The 16,233-nt window shown below is 50.1% G+C and carries 14 protein-coding genes and 1 pseudogene; 9 read left to right on the plus strand and 6 right to left on the minus strand.

Annotated elements, in window-relative coordinates:
* Nucleotides 1-151 precede the first annotated feature (151 nt).
* The 9 genes and pseudogenes from EP25_RS0103545 to EP25_RS0103585 all read left to right on the plus strand — a co-directional run bounded on the left by EP25_RS0103545 (nucleotide 152) and on the right by EP25_RS0103585 (nucleotide 6,986).
* Nucleotides 152-682, plus strand: coding sequence for a hypothetical protein (locus tag EP25_RS0103545; RefSeq protein ID WP_235185826.1), 531 nt, complete (start codon nucleotides 152-154; stop codon nucleotides 680-682).
* 421 nt (nucleotides 683-1,103) lie between these two features.
* Nucleotides 1,104-2,714, plus strand: a complete 1,611-nt coding sequence (locus EP25_RS0103555; protein WP_235185817.1) for an IS5 family transposase — start codon at nucleotides 1,104-1,106, stop codon at nucleotides 2,712-2,714.
* A gap of 20 nt (nucleotides 2,715-2,734) precedes the next feature.
* Nucleotides 2,735-3,277 (plus strand): annotated as a pseudogene (locus EP25_RS0103560) (SIR2 family protein); the annotation flags it as partial.
* 176 nt (nucleotides 3,278-3,453) lie between these two features.
* Complete coding sequence (locus EP25_RS0103565) at nucleotides 3,454-4,002, plus strand: HD domain-containing protein (RefSeq protein ID WP_200875010.1); 549 nt, start codon at nucleotides 3,454-3,456, stop codon at nucleotides 4,000-4,002.
* 610 nt (nucleotides 4,003-4,612) lie between these two features.
* Nucleotides 4,613-4,897, plus strand: coding sequence for a type II toxin-antitoxin system Phd/YefM family antitoxin (locus tag EP25_RS0103570; RefSeq protein WP_031432621.1), 285 nt, complete (start codon nucleotides 4,613-4,615; stop codon nucleotides 4,895-4,897).
* A complete protein-coding gene (locus tag EP25_RS21730; RefSeq protein ID WP_235185828.1) occupies nucleotides 4,885-5,208 on the plus strand; it encodes a PIN domain-containing protein in 324 nt (107 codons plus the stop codon). Before EP25_RS0103570 ends, EP25_RS21730 begins: the two co-directional genes overlap by 13 nt.
* 443 nt (nucleotides 5,209-5,651) lie before the next feature.
* Entirely contained in the window at nucleotides 5,652-6,182 is a 531-nt protein-coding gene (locus EP25_RS0103580; RefSeq protein ID WP_031432622.1) for an REP-associated tyrosine transposase, read from the plus strand.
* A gap of 184 nt (nucleotides 6,183-6,366) precedes the next feature.
* A complete protein-coding gene (locus tag EP25_RS22855; RefSeq protein ID WP_084190946.1) occupies nucleotides 6,367-6,660 on the plus strand; it encodes a type II toxin-antitoxin system RelE/ParE family toxin in 294 nt (97 codons plus the stop codon).
* 11 nt (nucleotides 6,661-6,671) lie between these two features.
* Nucleotides 6,672-6,986, plus strand: coding sequence for a HigA family addiction module antitoxin (locus EP25_RS0103585; protein WP_200875011.1), 315 nt, complete (start codon nucleotides 6,672-6,674; stop codon nucleotides 6,984-6,986).
* Nucleotides 6,987-7,188: 202 nt separating this feature from the next.
* On the opposite strand, the gene dnaQ is transcribed toward EP25_RS0103585, so the two are convergent.
* From dnaQ to EP25_RS0103615, 6 genes are all read right to left on the minus strand, one after another.
* Nucleotides 7,189-7,899, minus strand: a complete 711-nt coding sequence (dnaQ, locus tag EP25_RS0103590) for a DNA polymerase III subunit epsilon (protein WP_031432624.1) — start codon at nucleotides 7,897-7,899, stop codon at nucleotides 7,189-7,191.
* A 4-nt stretch (nucleotides 7,900-7,903) separates the two neighbouring features.
* Nucleotides 7,904-9,202 (minus strand): citrate synthase, encoded by a 1,299-nt coding sequence (gene gltA / locus EP25_RS0103595; protein WP_031432625.1) that lies wholly within the window; start codon nucleotides 9,200-9,202, stop codon nucleotides 7,904-7,906.
* A 151-nt stretch (nucleotides 9,203-9,353) separates the two neighbouring features.
* Nucleotides 9,354-10,391, minus strand: a complete 1,038-nt coding sequence (locus EP25_RS0103600) for a fatty acid desaturase (protein ID WP_031432626.1) — start codon at nucleotides 10,389-10,391, stop codon at nucleotides 9,354-9,356.
* A gap of 13 nt (nucleotides 10,392-10,404) precedes the next feature.
* A complete protein-coding gene (locus tag EP25_RS0103605; RefSeq protein ID WP_084190947.1) occupies nucleotides 10,405-12,549 on the minus strand; it encodes an iron-containing redox enzyme family protein in 2,145 nt (714 codons plus the stop codon).
* Nucleotides 12,542-14,287, minus strand: coding sequence for a carbamoyltransferase family protein (locus EP25_RS0103610; protein ID WP_031432628.1), 1,746 nt, complete (start codon nucleotides 14,285-14,287; stop codon nucleotides 12,542-12,544). The genes EP25_RS0103605 and EP25_RS0103610 overlap by 8 nt, the downstream gene beginning before the upstream one ends.
* A gap of 12 nt (nucleotides 14,288-14,299) precedes the next feature.
* On the minus strand, nucleotides 14,300-16,165 hold the full coding sequence (locus tag EP25_RS0103615; protein ID WP_031432629.1) for a B12-binding domain-containing radical SAM protein: 1,866 nt from the start codon (nucleotides 16,163-16,165) through the stop codon (nucleotides 14,300-14,302).
* Between the last annotated feature and the right edge of the window lie 68 nt (nucleotides 16,166-16,233).

The following is a 16,233-nucleotide window of genomic DNA, read 5'->3' on the forward strand; positions in this document are numbered from 1 at the left end:
AATTGTTTTGTAGCATTTGCTACAAAATTCGTATTCCTGATACGGGGAACGACAATTTCCGGACCATTATGACGGTCAGAATTATGAGGACGCCGAACGACAAAAGCCTTATTATCTCGGTTAGGCTGATTCACTTGCTGTCAGCCGTCTTATGTCCGATACGCAAGAGCAACGATCGATGAACCCGAGAATGCTGGAAAAAATAAAATTAGAGCACGAGGCGGCCCGTCTGTTCATGCGGCTCTACGAGCAGAATTTCGGGATTAAAATGCGGCATATTTGGCATAACGAACCGAAAAAACCGGATGTCTCCTGCTATCTCGACGGGGAACGCCTTGACCTTGAAATTGCCCATCTCTACGGTAGCGAAGAAGAAGCGCAATTGATCCTCGGCCGCGAAATCACGCTCCGCACTCTGGACGCGCTCCACCGTTTGATCAATGTGCCTATCGACCATCGCCTGTTGAACGCGCTGAATGCCATCCTGGCCAGTAAGGCCGAAAAGTCCTACCACAGCGACCGGGTTTGGCTGGTATTGCGCAACGCCAACCCGCTGTGGAGCCGGCATGACCTGGAAGCCAATCTTCATCAGGTGACGTTACCGGAACGGCATCCGTTCGAACAGATTTGGGTGGTCGGCGATATGAAAGGCGTATCAGGTATATTGCGGCTTTTTCCTTGAACATGAGTGGCGATTATGCCATCTTCAACCATGGAACTCCGGCCAATCTTAGGGAGGATGCTCGCAGAGTGGTCCGCCAATCAATGTTCATATTTTCTATTGGATGTCAATTTCCCTTAGTGGCTTGCATTTCATTCGTCGGAACCAAATTAGGTTCCAACCCAGGCAGGCTAAAATGGTCCCAGGCCCGTCTTATTATCCAGTACGCGGAAGTTCTCCAAAGCGAAGTAAAATCACCATTCCTTATATCAAATTTTTATTTTATGTAGCATAATTCCTATCAGACTGGATTTAAGCTTTTTGCAACCTACTTAGAGTCTACTCAGAAAATATAACCTACTGATTATAAATATTTATTAGGTGATATTTGCTATAATTAATGCACAAAAAACATGCCTTTGACTTCAAAAACCGTGCAGAGATGATTCGAACCACCAGCGCAAAACAACTGACGATAGCCGAATTCGACTGGCCCTTTGAGACGGCCCTGGATAAGAATAATCGCTGGGTCAAGCTCAGTGACTGCATTCCGTGGGACGAACTGGCGGAGAGCTATTATCAAGGCCTGCCGACTGATAGAGGCCGTCCGTTGAAAGACGCGCGCCTGGTGATCGGCGCCGTGATCATCAAACACAAGCTATGCCTGTCTGACGTAGAAACCGTGCTGCAGATCCAAGAAAACCCGTACCTGCAATACTTCGTAGGCCTGCCGGGTTATCAGGCAACGGCACCGTTTCCCCCGTCGTTATTGGTCGAAATCCGCAAACGCATGGGCGAGGCGGTGTTCGAAGGCTTTCATCGGGCCATTATCGAGGCGCATGAAGGCAAAAAGCCGGTCAAGCCTGAACCGCAAGCACCGCTTGATGCGGCCCTGGGTTCCAAGTCTGACACCGGCCCAACCGAAGAAAAGCCCAGTGCTTCCGCGGATGCCGCCTCTGAGCAAACTGGGCCAGAAGGCATGGCGCCTGCGCATCGCGGCCAATTGATTTTAGATGCCACCGTGGTCGAACAAGCCATCCGTTTTCCCACTGACTTGAGTTTGCTGAACGAAGCGCGTGAATTCAGTGAACAAATCATCGACACCCTGTGTGTCCACCTGAAGGTTGGCACTAAACCCAGAACCTATCGCCGGAAAGCCCGCGCCGCGTATCTGGCCATCGCCAAACAAAAGCGTCCTGGCCGGAAAACGTTGCGCCGGGGCATCAAGCAACAATTACAGTATCTGCGCCGCAATCTGGGCCATATCGAGCAACTCTTAGCGCCGATTCCGGAGGGCCAGCCGCTGCCGCTACCCGGCTGGCTGCTTCATCGTTACTGGGTGATCCAGCACGTGTACCAGCAGCAATGGGAGATGTATCAAACCCAGACACGCCGCTGTGACCATCGCATCGTCAGCATCAGTCAGCCCTATGTGCGGCCCATGGTGCGCGGCAAACAAGACCAGCCGGTCGAGTTTGGTGCCAAGCTCAGCGTCAGTTTAACCGGCGAGGGCTTGGCCCATGTCGACCGCCTGCGTTGGGATGCCTTTCATGAAGGCTTAGACCTGGCAGCACAGGTTGAGGCCTACCGCGAGCGATTCGGCCACTATCCGGAACGGGTGATCGCCGACCCCATCTATGGCACGCGCGCCAACCGCGACTACTTGAAACAACGCAGCATCCACTTTGCCGGCAAGCCGCTCGGCCGCCCCAAACAAGTCACCGACGCCAATCGCGAACAACTCAAGCAAGCCAAGGCCCAACGCAGACAAGACTATTTGCAACGCATCCCCATCAAGGGCAAATTCGGCCAGGGCAAGAATGGTTACCGGCTCAATTATATCCGGGCCAAGCGTGCCAACACCTCATTCGCCTGGATCAACACCATCTTCCTGGTCATGAACCTGTTGATCCTGGAAAGGATCTTTTTTGGCCTTAGTCAATGCGGCCTTGCTAGTTTGATGAGGGCAGTTGCACAGGTCTGGGAACAAAGGGTTTTAACTCAGCGCGCTCAGCTCCACTTAGCCGTCCGGCTTGTACATAACTATGGCTGATTTACTGAGTAAACTCCAATTATGTCGTCGACATCAACCGCGATACGCAGTTGCAGCTAAGTTACGCCGACGAAGAACATACCCTGATTTGCGGTATCGCCCGCATCAGCGCCAGCGAGTTTCGTTTCCGCCTGTATCAATTCGACGGCAAGGAATATTTCGAAATTATCCAGGAACAAGTCGATCCATTACTTCCTATCCTGTTCAAACCGATGGGAACGCCGCTGCCCGAAGCGAATTTCATCGCTTCAGACGCCGATTACGTCGATTACATCACCGAGTTGATGGGCGGTTTCGCGATTCCCTCCTTTTTAAAGGAATACCGCAAAGACAAGCAATACTTATTACTCGGCATGCCCTTGAACCGCGACTCCGAACGCATGGTCATGAGCGATATCATCTTCGGCGCCAAGGAAGATCCCAAAGGCTGGGTGTTGAACAAGAAACCGACCGCCAAGGAGCAACGTTTCTGTAACCGATTGGGACTGGAAATCATCGATATGGATGTCGAAGAATTTCTGGATGCCGTCGGCTTCAAGCGCGAGCTGCAACAAAGCGCGTGAAACCCAGAGAGATTGGAAAGCCGGCCATTCAATTCATAACCTCACAGCCTATAAAGGGGGACGAATAACGGGCCAACAGAAAAGTATCTTTGCTGATCGACGACTTTGCCAATGCCAGGCAATGAATTAGATTAAGATAGTTACCCATTGTGAAAATCGCAAAACCGGGAGCTATCATGGGAAATCAGCAACAGACTTTGGCCGAATTTATCAAGGCAGTGGCTTTCGCCGCCGAAAAACACCGCCATCAAAGACGCAAGGATGCCGCCGCTTCGCCCTATATCAACCATCCGATAGGACTGGCCAATGTCCTGTGCCACGAAGCGGGCATCACGGACGTCGACGTGCTATGCGCCGCCGTTCTGCACGACACGATCGAGGATACCGAAACGACGGCGGCCGAATTGGAAGCGGAATTTGGCCCACGAATCGCTGCGGTGGTTCTGGAAGTCACCGACGACACATCACTGAAAAGAGCCGAACGCAAGCAACGCCAAATCGAGCACGCCCCACATATTTCTTACGAAGCCAAACTGGTCAAACTGGCCGATAAAATTTGCAATTTGCGTGACGTTCTCGATTCACCGCCTGCCGGTTGGCCGGTTGAGCGCAAGCGTGAATATTTCGATTGGGCCAAGAATGTGATCGATGGGTTGCGTGGCACGCATTCAGGCTTGGAAGCCATTTTCGATGCGTTATATGCCCGGCAACCTGACCTCGATTGAAGCCTCTTAGCGCTTAATACCGCACAACCCGGCAACAAAAGAAACTTGTCCTCCCCATCAGGAATAAAAAAAACTCAGTTCTGTAACAAATAACTAATTGATTTAGTAACAAAGAACTGACTTTTTATTTGTAATCAATTAGATTGTAGTAGTTCGAACTTGACCAGACAAGAATTAGTCTCGACTAGATCTGGCAAATCGACTTGAAAAGAAAAGAGTTACACGTTTTGATATATGGTGTTGAATCTTAAATCAAAACAACAAGATTGAAGGTATTGAGTGACGCGACCGATGTGCCTCCTAACGTCGGCACATCCTATCTGGGGCACCTAATCGCGTTTGATTGTGCACCGACAGGTCGTTATCGACCCGTAAGCGACAATCGCTCTAGTTTTATTAATGTCTGCAAATGACGATAAGCCGATGTTGGGTTTGCAGAAGATCGGGTCGGGCTAAAAACGATGTGCCATTCTTGCCACAATGATAAAAAAGACAGGAAAACCCGATGGTTTTTTGGTTGAATGTATCTCAGTCTAGGTATCAGTTTTTCATCGCAATAGCGGTTAAATGAAGGCTATAATGTTGGGTATCTGTCATTAAGAGATTCGCTATGAAAACAACGACAATCGCGGATGCAAAAAATCATTTATCGAATTTGATTCATCAGCTTGAGAATGACGAGCCGGTTCACCTAACCCGTTATGGTAAGCCTGTCGCGGTGATGATGTCGGAAAACCAATACCAAAAGCTCATGAAGCCTCAGAAAAGTTTACATGCCGCCATACAAAATTGGCGCAGTCGCCTGAGTTGCGATGAGGAAAGCGCTTTCAATGCTGATGAACTGAAAACACTCAGAAAAGAAAGCCAAGGACGCGAGTTCTCATGGGAGGAGTAACCTATTTGCTGGACACCAATATTCTTTCGGAACCGGCAAGGAAAAAGCCCAATGACAACGTCATGCAACACTTTGCTGAAAAGGACGGCCAATATGCAACCGCCGCTATCGTCTGGCATGAACTCTGTTATGGCTGCGAGTGTTTACCGGATTCCAAACGTAAATCGCAATTGCAATCCTATTTGGCGATGCTGGAAGAAAATGGCTTGATCATTCTGCCATACGATCAAGCCGCGGCGGAATGGTTTGCCGGCCAGCGGGCCGCTTTGAAATCTCAGGGTAACACACCGGCTTATGCCGATGGCGAATAGCCGCTATAGCAGTAGTCAATCAGCTGACCCTAGTCACGCGTAATATTTGTGACTTTTTTGACTTTCAAGGGTTGGAACTAGCGAACTGGTTTGAAGAATAGAGGCTCTCTAGGTTTTTTACGTGGTTTCCAGAATATGTGGTGGTACCTTGTGAAGCAATCGAATTATAGGATGTGATCGATGCAGGCAAATCCTAAATTGGAGTGGCGGGAGCATTTGAATAGAACCTTACGGTTTCAACACAATCCCGCTATGTAAAATTTCTCTAAAGCGGCCGCTGGAAAGGATTCATTTCAAATAAGCGAGCCATCAGGTTATCGACCCATAAGCGACGATCTCTTTAGTTTTGTTAATGTCCGCAAATTGATAATAAGCCGAAGTTAGGTTTGCAGAAGTAGGCTGGGTTGAATGATAATGAAACCCAGCTTATGAATGAATAAATTATGCGCACTTACATTCGTAGCCATGCAAAAGGCGGCGTTTATTTCTTTACCGTCAATCTTGCTCAACGAAAACAAAATGACTTGCTGGTTCGGCGTGTCGACGATTTACGCCAAGCATTTCGCTATACGAAACAACGCCATCCTCTGGTCATCGAAGCCATAGCAATATTACCGGAACATTTACATTGTATTTGGCGATTACCAGAAGGCGACGACGATTATCCGATGCGCTGGCGTTTGATCAAATCGCATTTTTCCAGGTCTATCGAGAAAGGCGAAAGAGTATCCGGCAGTCGATTGCGTAACAAAGAACGCGGCCTATGGCAACGCCGTTATTGGGAGCACCAAATCCGCGATGATAGAGATTTTCAGCGGCATTTTGAATATATTCGTTACAATCCAGTAAAACATGGGCTTGTAACGAAAGTGAAGGAATGGCCTTTTTCATCCTTTCATCGTTGGGTTAAATTAGGGATTTACAGTGAAGATTGGGCTGCCGCACCGGACTTAATCGAACAGGATTGGGAATAATTGTAATGCTGGGTTTCTCGTTGTTCAACCCAGCCTACGGCCCTCACCTAACAATGCAAATTCACGCGGACAAATTTCCGCGACGTTCGTTTGTGGCAAATGCCACAAGCTTCTCGTTGCTCCAATTTGCCGGTGATTTGTGGAGCTACCTTGAATATCATGGAAGCCGTGCTATCATGATCCCATGATTGTATCGTTCAATGATAAGGCGACAGAAGATATATTTAATGGGGTCAATTCCAAATTGGCACGAAAGGCTTGCCCACAAACTCTATGGCGAATTGCAGCAAGGAAATTAGATCAATTAGACTCTGTTCAATCCCTAGAAGAATTGAAAGTTCCTCCTGGGAACCGGTTAGAAAGTCTTTTGGGAAACAGAGCTGGTTCGTACAGTATTCGTATCAATGAACAATATAGAATTTGTTTTTCATGGGAAGAATTAGGCCCAGCAAATGTAGAAATAACTGATTATCACTAGAGGCAAATATTATGAGAGTCCCAACCCATAGAGAACCAACTCATCCTGGAGAAATGCTCCGTGAAGAATTTCTTGTTCCTATGGAAATTACGCAGCGTGAACTTGCAGAGGCGATTCATGTTCCCTATCAACGCATCAATGAGTTAGTTAATCAAAAACGAGGGGTTACCCCAAGTACAGCTTTGCGGCTAGGGAAGTTTTTTGGAGTCTCGCCTGATTTTTGGCTAAATCTGCAAATGAGGTGGGAGCTGTATAAAGCGCAAAGTATTGAAAAAAAAGAAATTGAGTCAATACAAGATTATAAGCACGTACAAAAAATGGCATGACCATAAAATTCGCTTGACCCGCTAACGCGGGCCGGTGATTTTGGCGTTATGCGACTGGTTTCGGTTTTATTGCAGTCATACATTGAAATCTTTGAATGTCGCAAAGTGGCCGAAACCAGTTACTCAAAAAATGGTACGATGTGATTGTGATCTAATTAAAAATTGCCAGATCGGGTCTGTGTCGCTACACATTAGCAAAGGTTTATTGTTTCCATAAACAGTTGCCGCTGATCTTTTCCAGCAGTTGTAAGTGATTTTCATGAGCTTGCAATTCCTCCTCGCTGCATTGAATCACTTTCAATTTTGGTCTATCGGCAGATAAACGAACAATTTGTTGAGCGCTTTGGGGTCCGCCGATTTCCTCTTCCTCCAATAACGACGCCTGGCCGCCGGTCATCAATAAATAGACATCGGCCAGAATCTCGGCGTCGAGCAAAGCCCCGTGCAGTTCCCGGTGGCTGTTATCGATGCCATAGCGTTTACACAAGGCGTCCAGGGTGTTACGGGCTCCGGGATGCTTTTTACGCGCGTACTCCAAGGTATCGAACACTCCGCTGATTGTCTCGACCCGCCGCTCTTCCCCATCCAGAAGGGAAAGTTCGTGATTCAGGAAACCGACGTCGAAGGGGGCATTGTGGATGACCAGTTCGGCGCCGCGGGTGAATTCGATATAATCCTCGACAATATCGGCAAAACGCGGTTTGTCTTGCAGAAACTCATTGGTAATACCATGAACTTCTATCGCCCCGTCATCGATGATACGATCGGGATTGATATAGACGTGAAACCGGTTATTCGTCGGCCGTCGGTTAATCAATTCCACGCAACCGATTTCGATAATCCGGTGCCCTTCCTTGGGGTTCAGGCCCGTGGTTTCGGTATCGAGTACAACTTGTCTGTTTTTCGCTTTCATGAACTCATCTGTTGGCAATCGGTACGACATCGCGTTTCGGCGCACCCTTATAGATTTGTCTGGGACGACCTATTTTTTGTTCGCTGTCGGTAATCATTTCGTCCCATTGCGCGATCCAACCGACGGAGCGGGCCATGGCGAAGATGGCCGTGAACATTTCGGTGGGAATGCCCAAGGCGCGCAATACGATACCGGAATAGAAATCGACATTCGGATACAATTTTTTCTTGATGAAATATTCATCTTCCAGGGCTATCTTTTCCAACTGCATCGCCAGCTTGAACAATTTATCGTCGTGTAAGCCCAAGGCATCCAGCACTTCATGGCAGGTTTGCCGCATCAAAATCGCCCTGGGGTCGAAATTTTTATAAACTCTGTGGCCGAAGCCCATCAGTTTAAAGGAATCCTCCTTGTCTTTCGCTCTTTTGATATATTGATTGATGCGCGACACATTGTCTATCTCCTCCAGCATCACCAATACCGCTTCGTTGGCGCCGCCATGCGCGGCGCCCCAGAGGCAAGCGATGCCGGCCGCGACGCAGGCGTAGGGATTGGCGCCGCTGGAACCGGCCAAGCGCACCGTCGAGGTAGAGGCATTCTGTTCATGATCGGCATGCAGGATCAAAATGCGGTCCAAAGCCCGGGTCAAAACCGGATTCGAAACATACTCCTCGCATGGCGTCCCGTGCAGCATGCGCAAAAAGTTTTCGCTGTAACCGACGGTATTTTTCGGAAACATGTATGGGAGCCCGGTACTGTATTTATGACACATCGCCACGATCGTCGGCATCTTCGCGATCAAGCGTATCGCCGACAATTTTCGAAACTCCTCGCACTCCACGTCCATCGATTCGTGATAAAAGGCGGACATGGCGCCAATGACGCCGACCAAAATCGCCATAGGATGGGCGTCACGACGGAAACCGTTGAAGAAACTGGTCAGTTGTTGATGCACCAATGTATGGTTGGTGATCAGGCTGACGAATTCTTTCATTTCCCGGGGATGCGGTAATTCGCCGTTCAACAACAGATAACAGACTTCCAGGAAATCGCATTTTTCCGCCAATTGTTCGATCGGATAGCCCCGATACAGCAAAATTCCTTGCTCGCCGTCAATGAAGGTGATTTTAGAACTGCAACTGGCGGTCGAGGTAAACCCCGGATCATAGGTAAACATGCCGGTTTGTTTATGCAATGTTCTGATATCAACCGCATCGGGCCCGATAGTTCCTGACACTACCGGCATTTCACACAGTTTGTTATCGCCGTTCAAGGATAAGACTGCTGTTTTATCATCGCTCATGGCTAAATCCCTTCTTGGTTAAATAGTTTAGAGACATATTAATATGCTAATGCAATTACCGAGCCAGCTGTTTTGACAGCATTTGTTCCCCGATTTGATGATTGAAGTGACTCTTTTTGGTGCGCCCCTTTTAAATCGGCACATCTTCGGTTCACGTATTATTGTAATCCTTGATGAGCCGTTCCGATACTCTCCGATAGGAGCTGTTATGCCATTTTACCCATAGATTCGTGGCAAAATAACCGCAAGGCATTTCCGGCCCTTGTTCCAGATAGGGTATTTCGGGAAAGGTTTTTTGCGCATGACGATGGTGACCGATATGTTTGGACAACCCGACCAGTGCATATTGCGTCAACCAGGAACGGTTGACCCAAGCCAGTTCTTGTTTGCCCTGTCGCTGATTCAGACCCCAATGCTGAAAATAATTGATGGTCTCCAACAAGCGAACCGCGGCCAGAGCCTGATAAAGAAAGATGAAGGCCGCCACCCAACCGAATATATAAACAATTGCGGCCACGAATAAAATTTCGATCAGAACGCCCTGCAAGACCCGATGCCGGAACCATAGCCAGCGTGATTTACCGCCATCGAGCAGACCCAGCCGTTTTGTTTCATAACGCCAGGCATAGCAAAAGTTTTCCCGGACCACTCGCTTCCAATAGCTGTCGAAACTTTCTCCCCGTCTGGCGGTAACAATGTCATCCGGCGTTGCCACTTGTTGATGGTGGCCATGTAAATGGGCGATGACGAAATGATCGTAACACACCGTGTAAAGCAACAGATGCCCCAACAGGCGCATCGCTTGTTGCCGGCGATGGATCAATTCATGGGCGACGATGATGGCCGAGCTGCCGGAACTAGTCCCGACCAGAATGCGTAGAACGATCAGGTTGACGATACTAACGACCGCATCATCCAACGAGTACCATTGCAACCGCTCCGCATAAAACAGCAGCAGCACGATGTTGACGAATTGGATCAGCGCCAACAGCACCAGCATTAAGTCGAAAAGGCCATGGTGCCGCATGGCGTGATCATGGCCCGACCGCAATTTAGGACTAAATAAATCGGCCAGGCAAAGCAACCACAACGGCATCGTCCATAATAAGGCGTTTGCAATACCGTGCGGGCCGTGATAAAGAAACAGCAGCACACAAAGAGGAAAAACGAAACTGAACAAATATTTCATGGTTTCAGACTTTCTATTTATTGTTGTTATCTGAATGGGCGGTTAGGCGAAAAAATAATTTATTTCGCATATACACCATCGGCACCGCCAATTTGAAACGCCAGCATACCATTTTCAGCGAACAGTAGCCGATGTGGATTCTACGCCAATGTTGCTGCATCGCTCGCTCTCCCTGAGCGGCAAGCACCTCGTCCAAGTAGCATTGTATGGCCCGTTTCGCTTGGGCCGCGTGGCCGTCGGCAAAATTGTCGATCGTGATATGCAGGCGCGCGATAGTCGAGTCGATTTGCCAATAATCCAGTTCATCGACCATATGCATATAAACATTGCCCAGTCCGCTCAATTCTATGGCCAAGTTCAAGCCCAACAACTCCGGCAAATAGCGTTGCGGGTAATTGGCCAGGCTCAGCATAAAAACCGGTAAATCGAAGGCACCGTCGACAAAGCGCTGCCGTTCGCTGAAGTCTTTGCTATGTATCGGCGGCATATCCAGTCCCAACTGTTGCATGAGTTTACGAAAAACGACCGGATGGCTTTGTTCCATTTTGCCGTTGCCCAACTCATCGGCATAAATACGAAACAAAATAGCGCTTATCTCGGGATAGCGATATTTCAGCCACTGGCAGTGTTGCAACCAGGCGCCATCGATTAACACCGTCGGCGCAAATTGCTCCAGCCCCCAGACATAAGCTTGCCTTGAAATTTTCGGTTTTCCGGTTAACGGTTGATACGCGGCCATTTCACGCCGATAAAGGGTCTGTAAATAATGCTCGAACGCCTCATGGGTATAAATCTTAATGGGCGAATCGGCGAGTATTTTGCACACGGCAAGTTGCCGTTTGAGTTTGAGTTTGGTTTCGGCCTGAGGCAATACTTCGGGATAACGCTCTGAGTTGATCAAATAATAAAACAACTGGCGGTTGGAAAGTCGCTCAAAACGGCTTTCCGGAACCGGACTCTTATTCACCTGAAAACAGAAACTCCCGCTTGTTGGCGTAGCCAAGCCGATTTTCGGCTGGCTTTGCGCACCACTGCATAGCCAGTTTCGGACAATAGCCACTTCGTCCGGTTGTAAAATGCCGAACATCGGCCCTTCAAAGCTAAACAGACGCAACAGTCTACTCTTTTCCGGACTGTCGATATCGACATAGGGAGATTGGCGTAACGCCGTCAAAAATGCCTCACCGTTTGTCGACAACCGGTCAAACCAGTCGTCCAGACTGCGCCCCGCCAAAACGATTCGGCCATGATGCCCTGTTGCCGCCGCTGCCTTGCGCTGAAGCAGCTTCAGCATCGCCTGTGCCGGAGACATGTGCTGGGTTAATTTATCGTGAAGCTGCGCGGTCGTTTTACTGAATAGGTATTGGTACAACCAAAAACCGGATTGAATCCGTTTCCAGCGCCGCTCTCTTTGCACCGAGTTATCTTGCAGATATTGCTCGATCGATTTTTCGATCAGATCCGTTTGCCGTGCCAACAGCTCCCGACGTTGAGAAAAAAAATCGATATTTTGTACCTTTCCGGGAAAATAATGTTCGCATAAGGTGTGAGAGCGACAAAATGCCAAGGTAAATCCCAGAATTTCCGCCGACATAGACCGAGGCATGTAGGCCAAAGCCAGTTGTACCGCGGCAAAGTCGAACACGCCGTCCAATAAACCGTCCTTTCCGCAGTAACTTTTTGCATAAATGGGAGGCGAAGCAATGCCAAAGCGCGCCAGCAGGTTCCGGTAGGAGCCGGCATAATCGGCTTCGTGAAAGGCCAAATAGACCCGAAACAACGCGGCGCATAACGCTTCCTGGTTACTGGCGGCGATATAAATATCCTGCAGCCAGCAAGGTTCGGTCAGAATCAACGGAGCCGACAGTCTCAGGGCTTCCTTGAATTTATCCGTGCCGGTCAACACGCAATCGGAAGACTTCGTAACATGCAATGACGCAATCGCCGTCGGGCAATACGGTTTGAATTGCGGCAGAAAATAACGCTCGGCTTCATCAAGATAATGTCGTAAATAGGCCTGAGCCAGGCTGCAATTGTCATGATATTCATGAAAATGCAACAGACGGTAAAACACCTCCCTGCCCGTAACAGCAATTTTCCCGGAATCGGGACATTCCTTCGCAGACAGCGATGTGGCGGCAGAGGGCATCTTACTCATGTCGGAGCTTGCTAATCAGATAATCGTTGATCACCAAATGGTCGAGACCGCTGGTTAAAAACACCGCAAGCGCATCTTCCAGCGTGTGCACCATCGGTTTACCCATGACATTGAAGCTGGTATTCAGCAACGCCGGGACGCCACTGATCCGGTGAAATTGTTCGATCAAGTGGTAAAAACGCGGATTAAACTCCCTAGTAACCGTTTGCAAGCGTCCGGTTCCGTCGACATGACAAACCGCCGCCAGCCGATCGCGCCGCTCCGCCTTGATCCGCAACGTTTTGTCCATGTAGGGAGAAGACTGGTGATTTTCGAAATATTTCTCGGCGTATTCGGCCAAAATGGATGGCGCGAAAGGCCGGAATCGTTCCCGAAACTTGATCTCGGCATTGATCCGGTCTTTGGTTGCAGCGTGTCGCGGATCGGCCAGGATCGAGCGATTGCCCAACGCCCGCGGGCCGAATTCCGCCCTACCCTGTACCCAGGCGACCAAAGCTCCGTCCGCCAACAATTGCGCGGTCGTTTCGCAAATCCGCCCCGGCAAATGACTAATCTTTAATCCCCCGTGATACTTCCGAAGCTGTTCCACCGCCGAGTCGGAAATGTCGGAGCCTAGATAGGGGGACAAACAGCCGGACGGCAACGGTTGGTTTGGCCTATCCCGGCGCAAGGCCAGCCAGGCGGCGCCCAGCGCCGTGCCGTCATCGGCCGGAGCCGACGGAATATAAACCCGTTCGAAACCGGTTCTTTCGCTGATCTGGCCATTGAAGGCCGAATTCAAGGCGCAGCCGCCGGCAAAAGCCAATTGCTTTGCCCCGGTCCGTTCCTGCAGGTTCTGCAATAGTTTTGCCGACAGTTCGGCAAAAAAATACTGGCCGGTATAGGCGATGTCCGCAGCCATCTCAATCGATTGGTTTTGCTGTCGCCGAAAACCTTGCAGACGATCCGCTTGCTTGAATATTGCCGGAGCCGGATGGCGGCAGCGCAATCCGTCGACCGTCATCATGTTCTGCAATATGTCATACAATTCCGGGTTCAAACGTCCGTAAGGCGCCAATCCCATGACTTTCCATTCTTCGCCCTTGAGCCAGTCGAATCCGCAGAGTTCGGTAACCTTCATATAGTAGAAGCCGAGACTGCCGGTGCCGCAGTTTTCGTGGATCAGTTGCAAGCGGCCGTCGACGAAGCGGTAAAATGCCATCGAACCGCGTTCGCCGAATGAATCGATCACGGCGCAAGCTGCCTCGGTAAAGGGGCTGCCGAAACAGGCCGTCGCCGCATGTGTGAGATGATGGGGAAAATCGGCAAAATGGATCGGCGCCTGCGGATAGCATTCGCGCAGCACACGAACCGTATTCAAGCCGGCGCTTCGGATTTTGTTGCGCTGGCAGGCGATCATGTGGTGCAGTTGGTAATTCGGCAAAGGCGAACGGACGCGTTTGAACCCTTCTTTCAACAACCCCGGCGCATCGAGGCATCCCAACGCCGCGACGACATTTTCATACCAGGGGCGTTTTTTTCGCCAATTGATGGCCAGCGTGAATTGACAAGGAAACCGGCAATAGCGTTGCAACAACTCGGGCAAGCGTAACAGCGTATCGGCCTCGCAATTCATTGCCCGTTTATGCTGTAGATAACGCTCGGTCGCTTCGGCAAACAACACCGCGCCATTCTGATCGATGATCGCCAGAGCCGGGTCATGATAAGTCACCGACAAACCGATGTAATAATGTCTCATCCTACCGTTTCCTCAACCCGCATCGGCCAATTGCCGAATAGCCCGGTATTTGCGCCAAGCCTGACGCACGCGACCGGGGAATTCCGGATCCTGGACGAGAAATTCCTTAAGGTAGCGTTCCCAGACAGGCCAGGCGATCTGCGCAGACAAAGCCGAGCGTTGCCGAAAAGCTTCGGAGAAGGCTTGGATTTGCAGTGTCAGACATTGTTCCGACGATAATGTCGCTCCCTGAAACTCGGCAAACCCTCGTTCGAGAAACGGCTGGCAAAAAACACGCATGATCTGCAAGCGGCTGGCCTGGTAGGAAAAATCGATCGGCTGAAGCCTGACTCTGATGGTATCCAGGACTGGTGTCATGGGATGAGCTTGCAGCAATTCCACCGATGTGATATCGGCCTGCAAAAATTGTTGCCAGGAAAAAAGTTGCCAATCTTGATATTGCCTCTGCGCGATTTCCCGCTGCAAGGCGCGAGTCTGGCCGATGAAATGCGTATATTGCGCGCAAAGGGCAAAAAATTCGGCCAACACGCCTTGAAAATCCGCGCTACCCGGCGAAAAACGCCGACCGGCGATGGCCACGGCCTGCGGCAGATAACGCCAGTAAATCGGCGCGTGATTTCGAGTCAGGATCTTGCCCACCGCCAACAGTTGCTCGCCCTTGCCGCGGAAATCGCCTTTCAAGCCCGGATCGACCATACCCAAATGACGCATGACTCGACGGAAATACGCTTTGGGGCAATAAATGCCCTCCAATATTTTTAGGTAATTGCGTTCCGCCAGACGCACGGACATTCGCCACGGAATGAAATTGATCACGCCATCCGAATTATTGCCGCTGCTGTTCTGGATAAATCGCCCTTCGTCGACGAGGCGCCGCATCAAGGCCGTTTGCGGTAAAGCGTTCAGCAAACCGGCCATAACGATGGGGGCATGGCTGCTGTTGACGAAGTCGATAAAGCGCTCGACCGTCTCGTCGCTATCGTGGTCGAACCCGAAAATCATCCCCATCATGACACCGGAGCCGGTTTGTTCGCTGATATAGGTTAATTTTTCAGTCAGATTTCTTTCGCCCCGCAGGTTTTGGCGTTTGTCGGTTTCTCTGAGCGCCGCTTTATTCGGTGTTTCCACACCGTAGAAACTCTGACTGAAATTGCAGCGCCGAAACCACGCCCTGACTTGGTGCATGGTCTCCGATTCGTCGGCAAATCGCAGCGTCATCTCGGTATATTTAGGATGATGGATACCCAGCTCCTCGCCGATATGGTAAAGTTTTTTTAACGCTTCCAACGCCGACTTCGGGTTGCCGATGAAATTGTCGTCGACGATGAAAACCGGCCCCCGCCAGCCCAATTCGCTCAATTGGCGGAAAGCCGCCCGGGTTTGCCGCCAGGGAGTGACGCGGTAGTTTTTGCCGAATCGCGCCGGAATATCGCAAAATTCGCAGGATTCCGGGCAGCCACGGCTGATCTGCAATGCCATGTGGGCATAATTGCTCAGATCGATGGCGGAATAATCGGGCTGAAAAAACTTGTCTGCCGGCGCCGGAGTTCCGCGATAATACTTCCTGGCCGTACCAGTGGCGAGACCCTGCAATAAATCATCGATCACCATTTCCGCTTCGTTTTCGATCAGATGGTCGGCAACGTCCATTAAAGGCGACTGGCCTGTCACGGCGGTACCGCCGACGATCAGGGTTTTGCCGCATTGTTTGATCGAAACGGCATTACGATAATAACTCTGCTGTTGCGCCGACATGCCGCCCATGTAGACGTGCCCGGCATCGGTTATCAATTGAGGTAGAGGCCGCGGATCGACATTGAGGTCGACCAGCTCGATTTTACGATAATAAGGCTTTAAATGATTGTATAAACCGAGCAAGCCTAACCCGGATATTTCATCAGTCCCTTGAAACCCTATCGAAACCCTCGTTTGTTTTAAAACATGCG

Source organism: Methylomarinum vadi (assembly GCF_000733935.1).
Lineage (GTDB): Bacteria > Pseudomonadota > Gammaproteobacteria > Methylococcales > Methylomonadaceae > Methylomarinum > Methylomarinum vadi.

Coding starts and splice junctions, on each gene's coding strand:
- EP25_RS0103545 (WP_235185826.1), top strand. CDS start 152: ATGTCCGATACGCAAGAGCAACGATCGATGAACCCGAGAATGCTGGAA.
- EP25_RS0103555 (WP_235185817.1), top strand. CDS start 1,104: ATGATTCGAACCACCAGCGCAAAACAACTGACGATAGCCGAATTCGAC.
- EP25_RS0103565 (WP_200875010.1), top strand. CDS start 3,454: ATGGGAAATCAGCAACAGACTTTGGCCGAATTTATCAAGGCAGTGGCT.
- EP25_RS0103570 (WP_031432621.1), top strand. CDS start 4,613: ATGAAAACAACGACAATCGCGGATGCAAAAAATCATTTATCGAATTTG.
- EP25_RS21730 (WP_235185828.1), top strand. CDS start 4,885: ATGGGAGGAGTAACCTATTTGCTGGACACCAATATTCTTTCGGAACCG.
- EP25_RS0103580 (WP_031432622.1), top strand. CDS start 5,652: ATGCGCACTTACATTCGTAGCCATGCAAAAGGCGGCGTTTATTTCTTT.
- EP25_RS22855 (WP_084190946.1), top strand. CDS start 6,367: ATGATTGTATCGTTCAATGATAAGGCGACAGAAGATATATTTAATGGG.
- EP25_RS0103585 (WP_200875011.1), top strand. CDS start 6,672: ATGAGAGTCCCAACCCATAGAGAACCAACTCATCCTGGAGAAATGCTC.
- dnaQ (WP_031432624.1), bottom strand. CDS start 7,899: ATGAAAGCGAAAAACAGACAAGTTGTACTCGATACCGAAACCACGGGC.
- gltA (WP_031432625.1), bottom strand. CDS start 9,202: ATGAGCGATGATAAAACAGCAGTCTTATCCTTGAACGGCGATAACAAA.
- EP25_RS0103600 (WP_031432626.1), bottom strand. CDS start 10,391: ATGAAATATTTGTTCAGTTTCGTTTTTCCTCTTTGTGTGCTGCTGTTT.
- EP25_RS0103605 (WP_084190947.1), bottom strand. CDS start 12,549: ATGAGTAAGATGCCCTCTGCCGCCACATCGCTGTCTGCGAAGGAATGT.
- EP25_RS0103610 (WP_031432628.1), bottom strand. CDS start 14,287: ATGAGACATTATTACATCGGTTTGTCGGTGACTTATCATGACCCGGCT.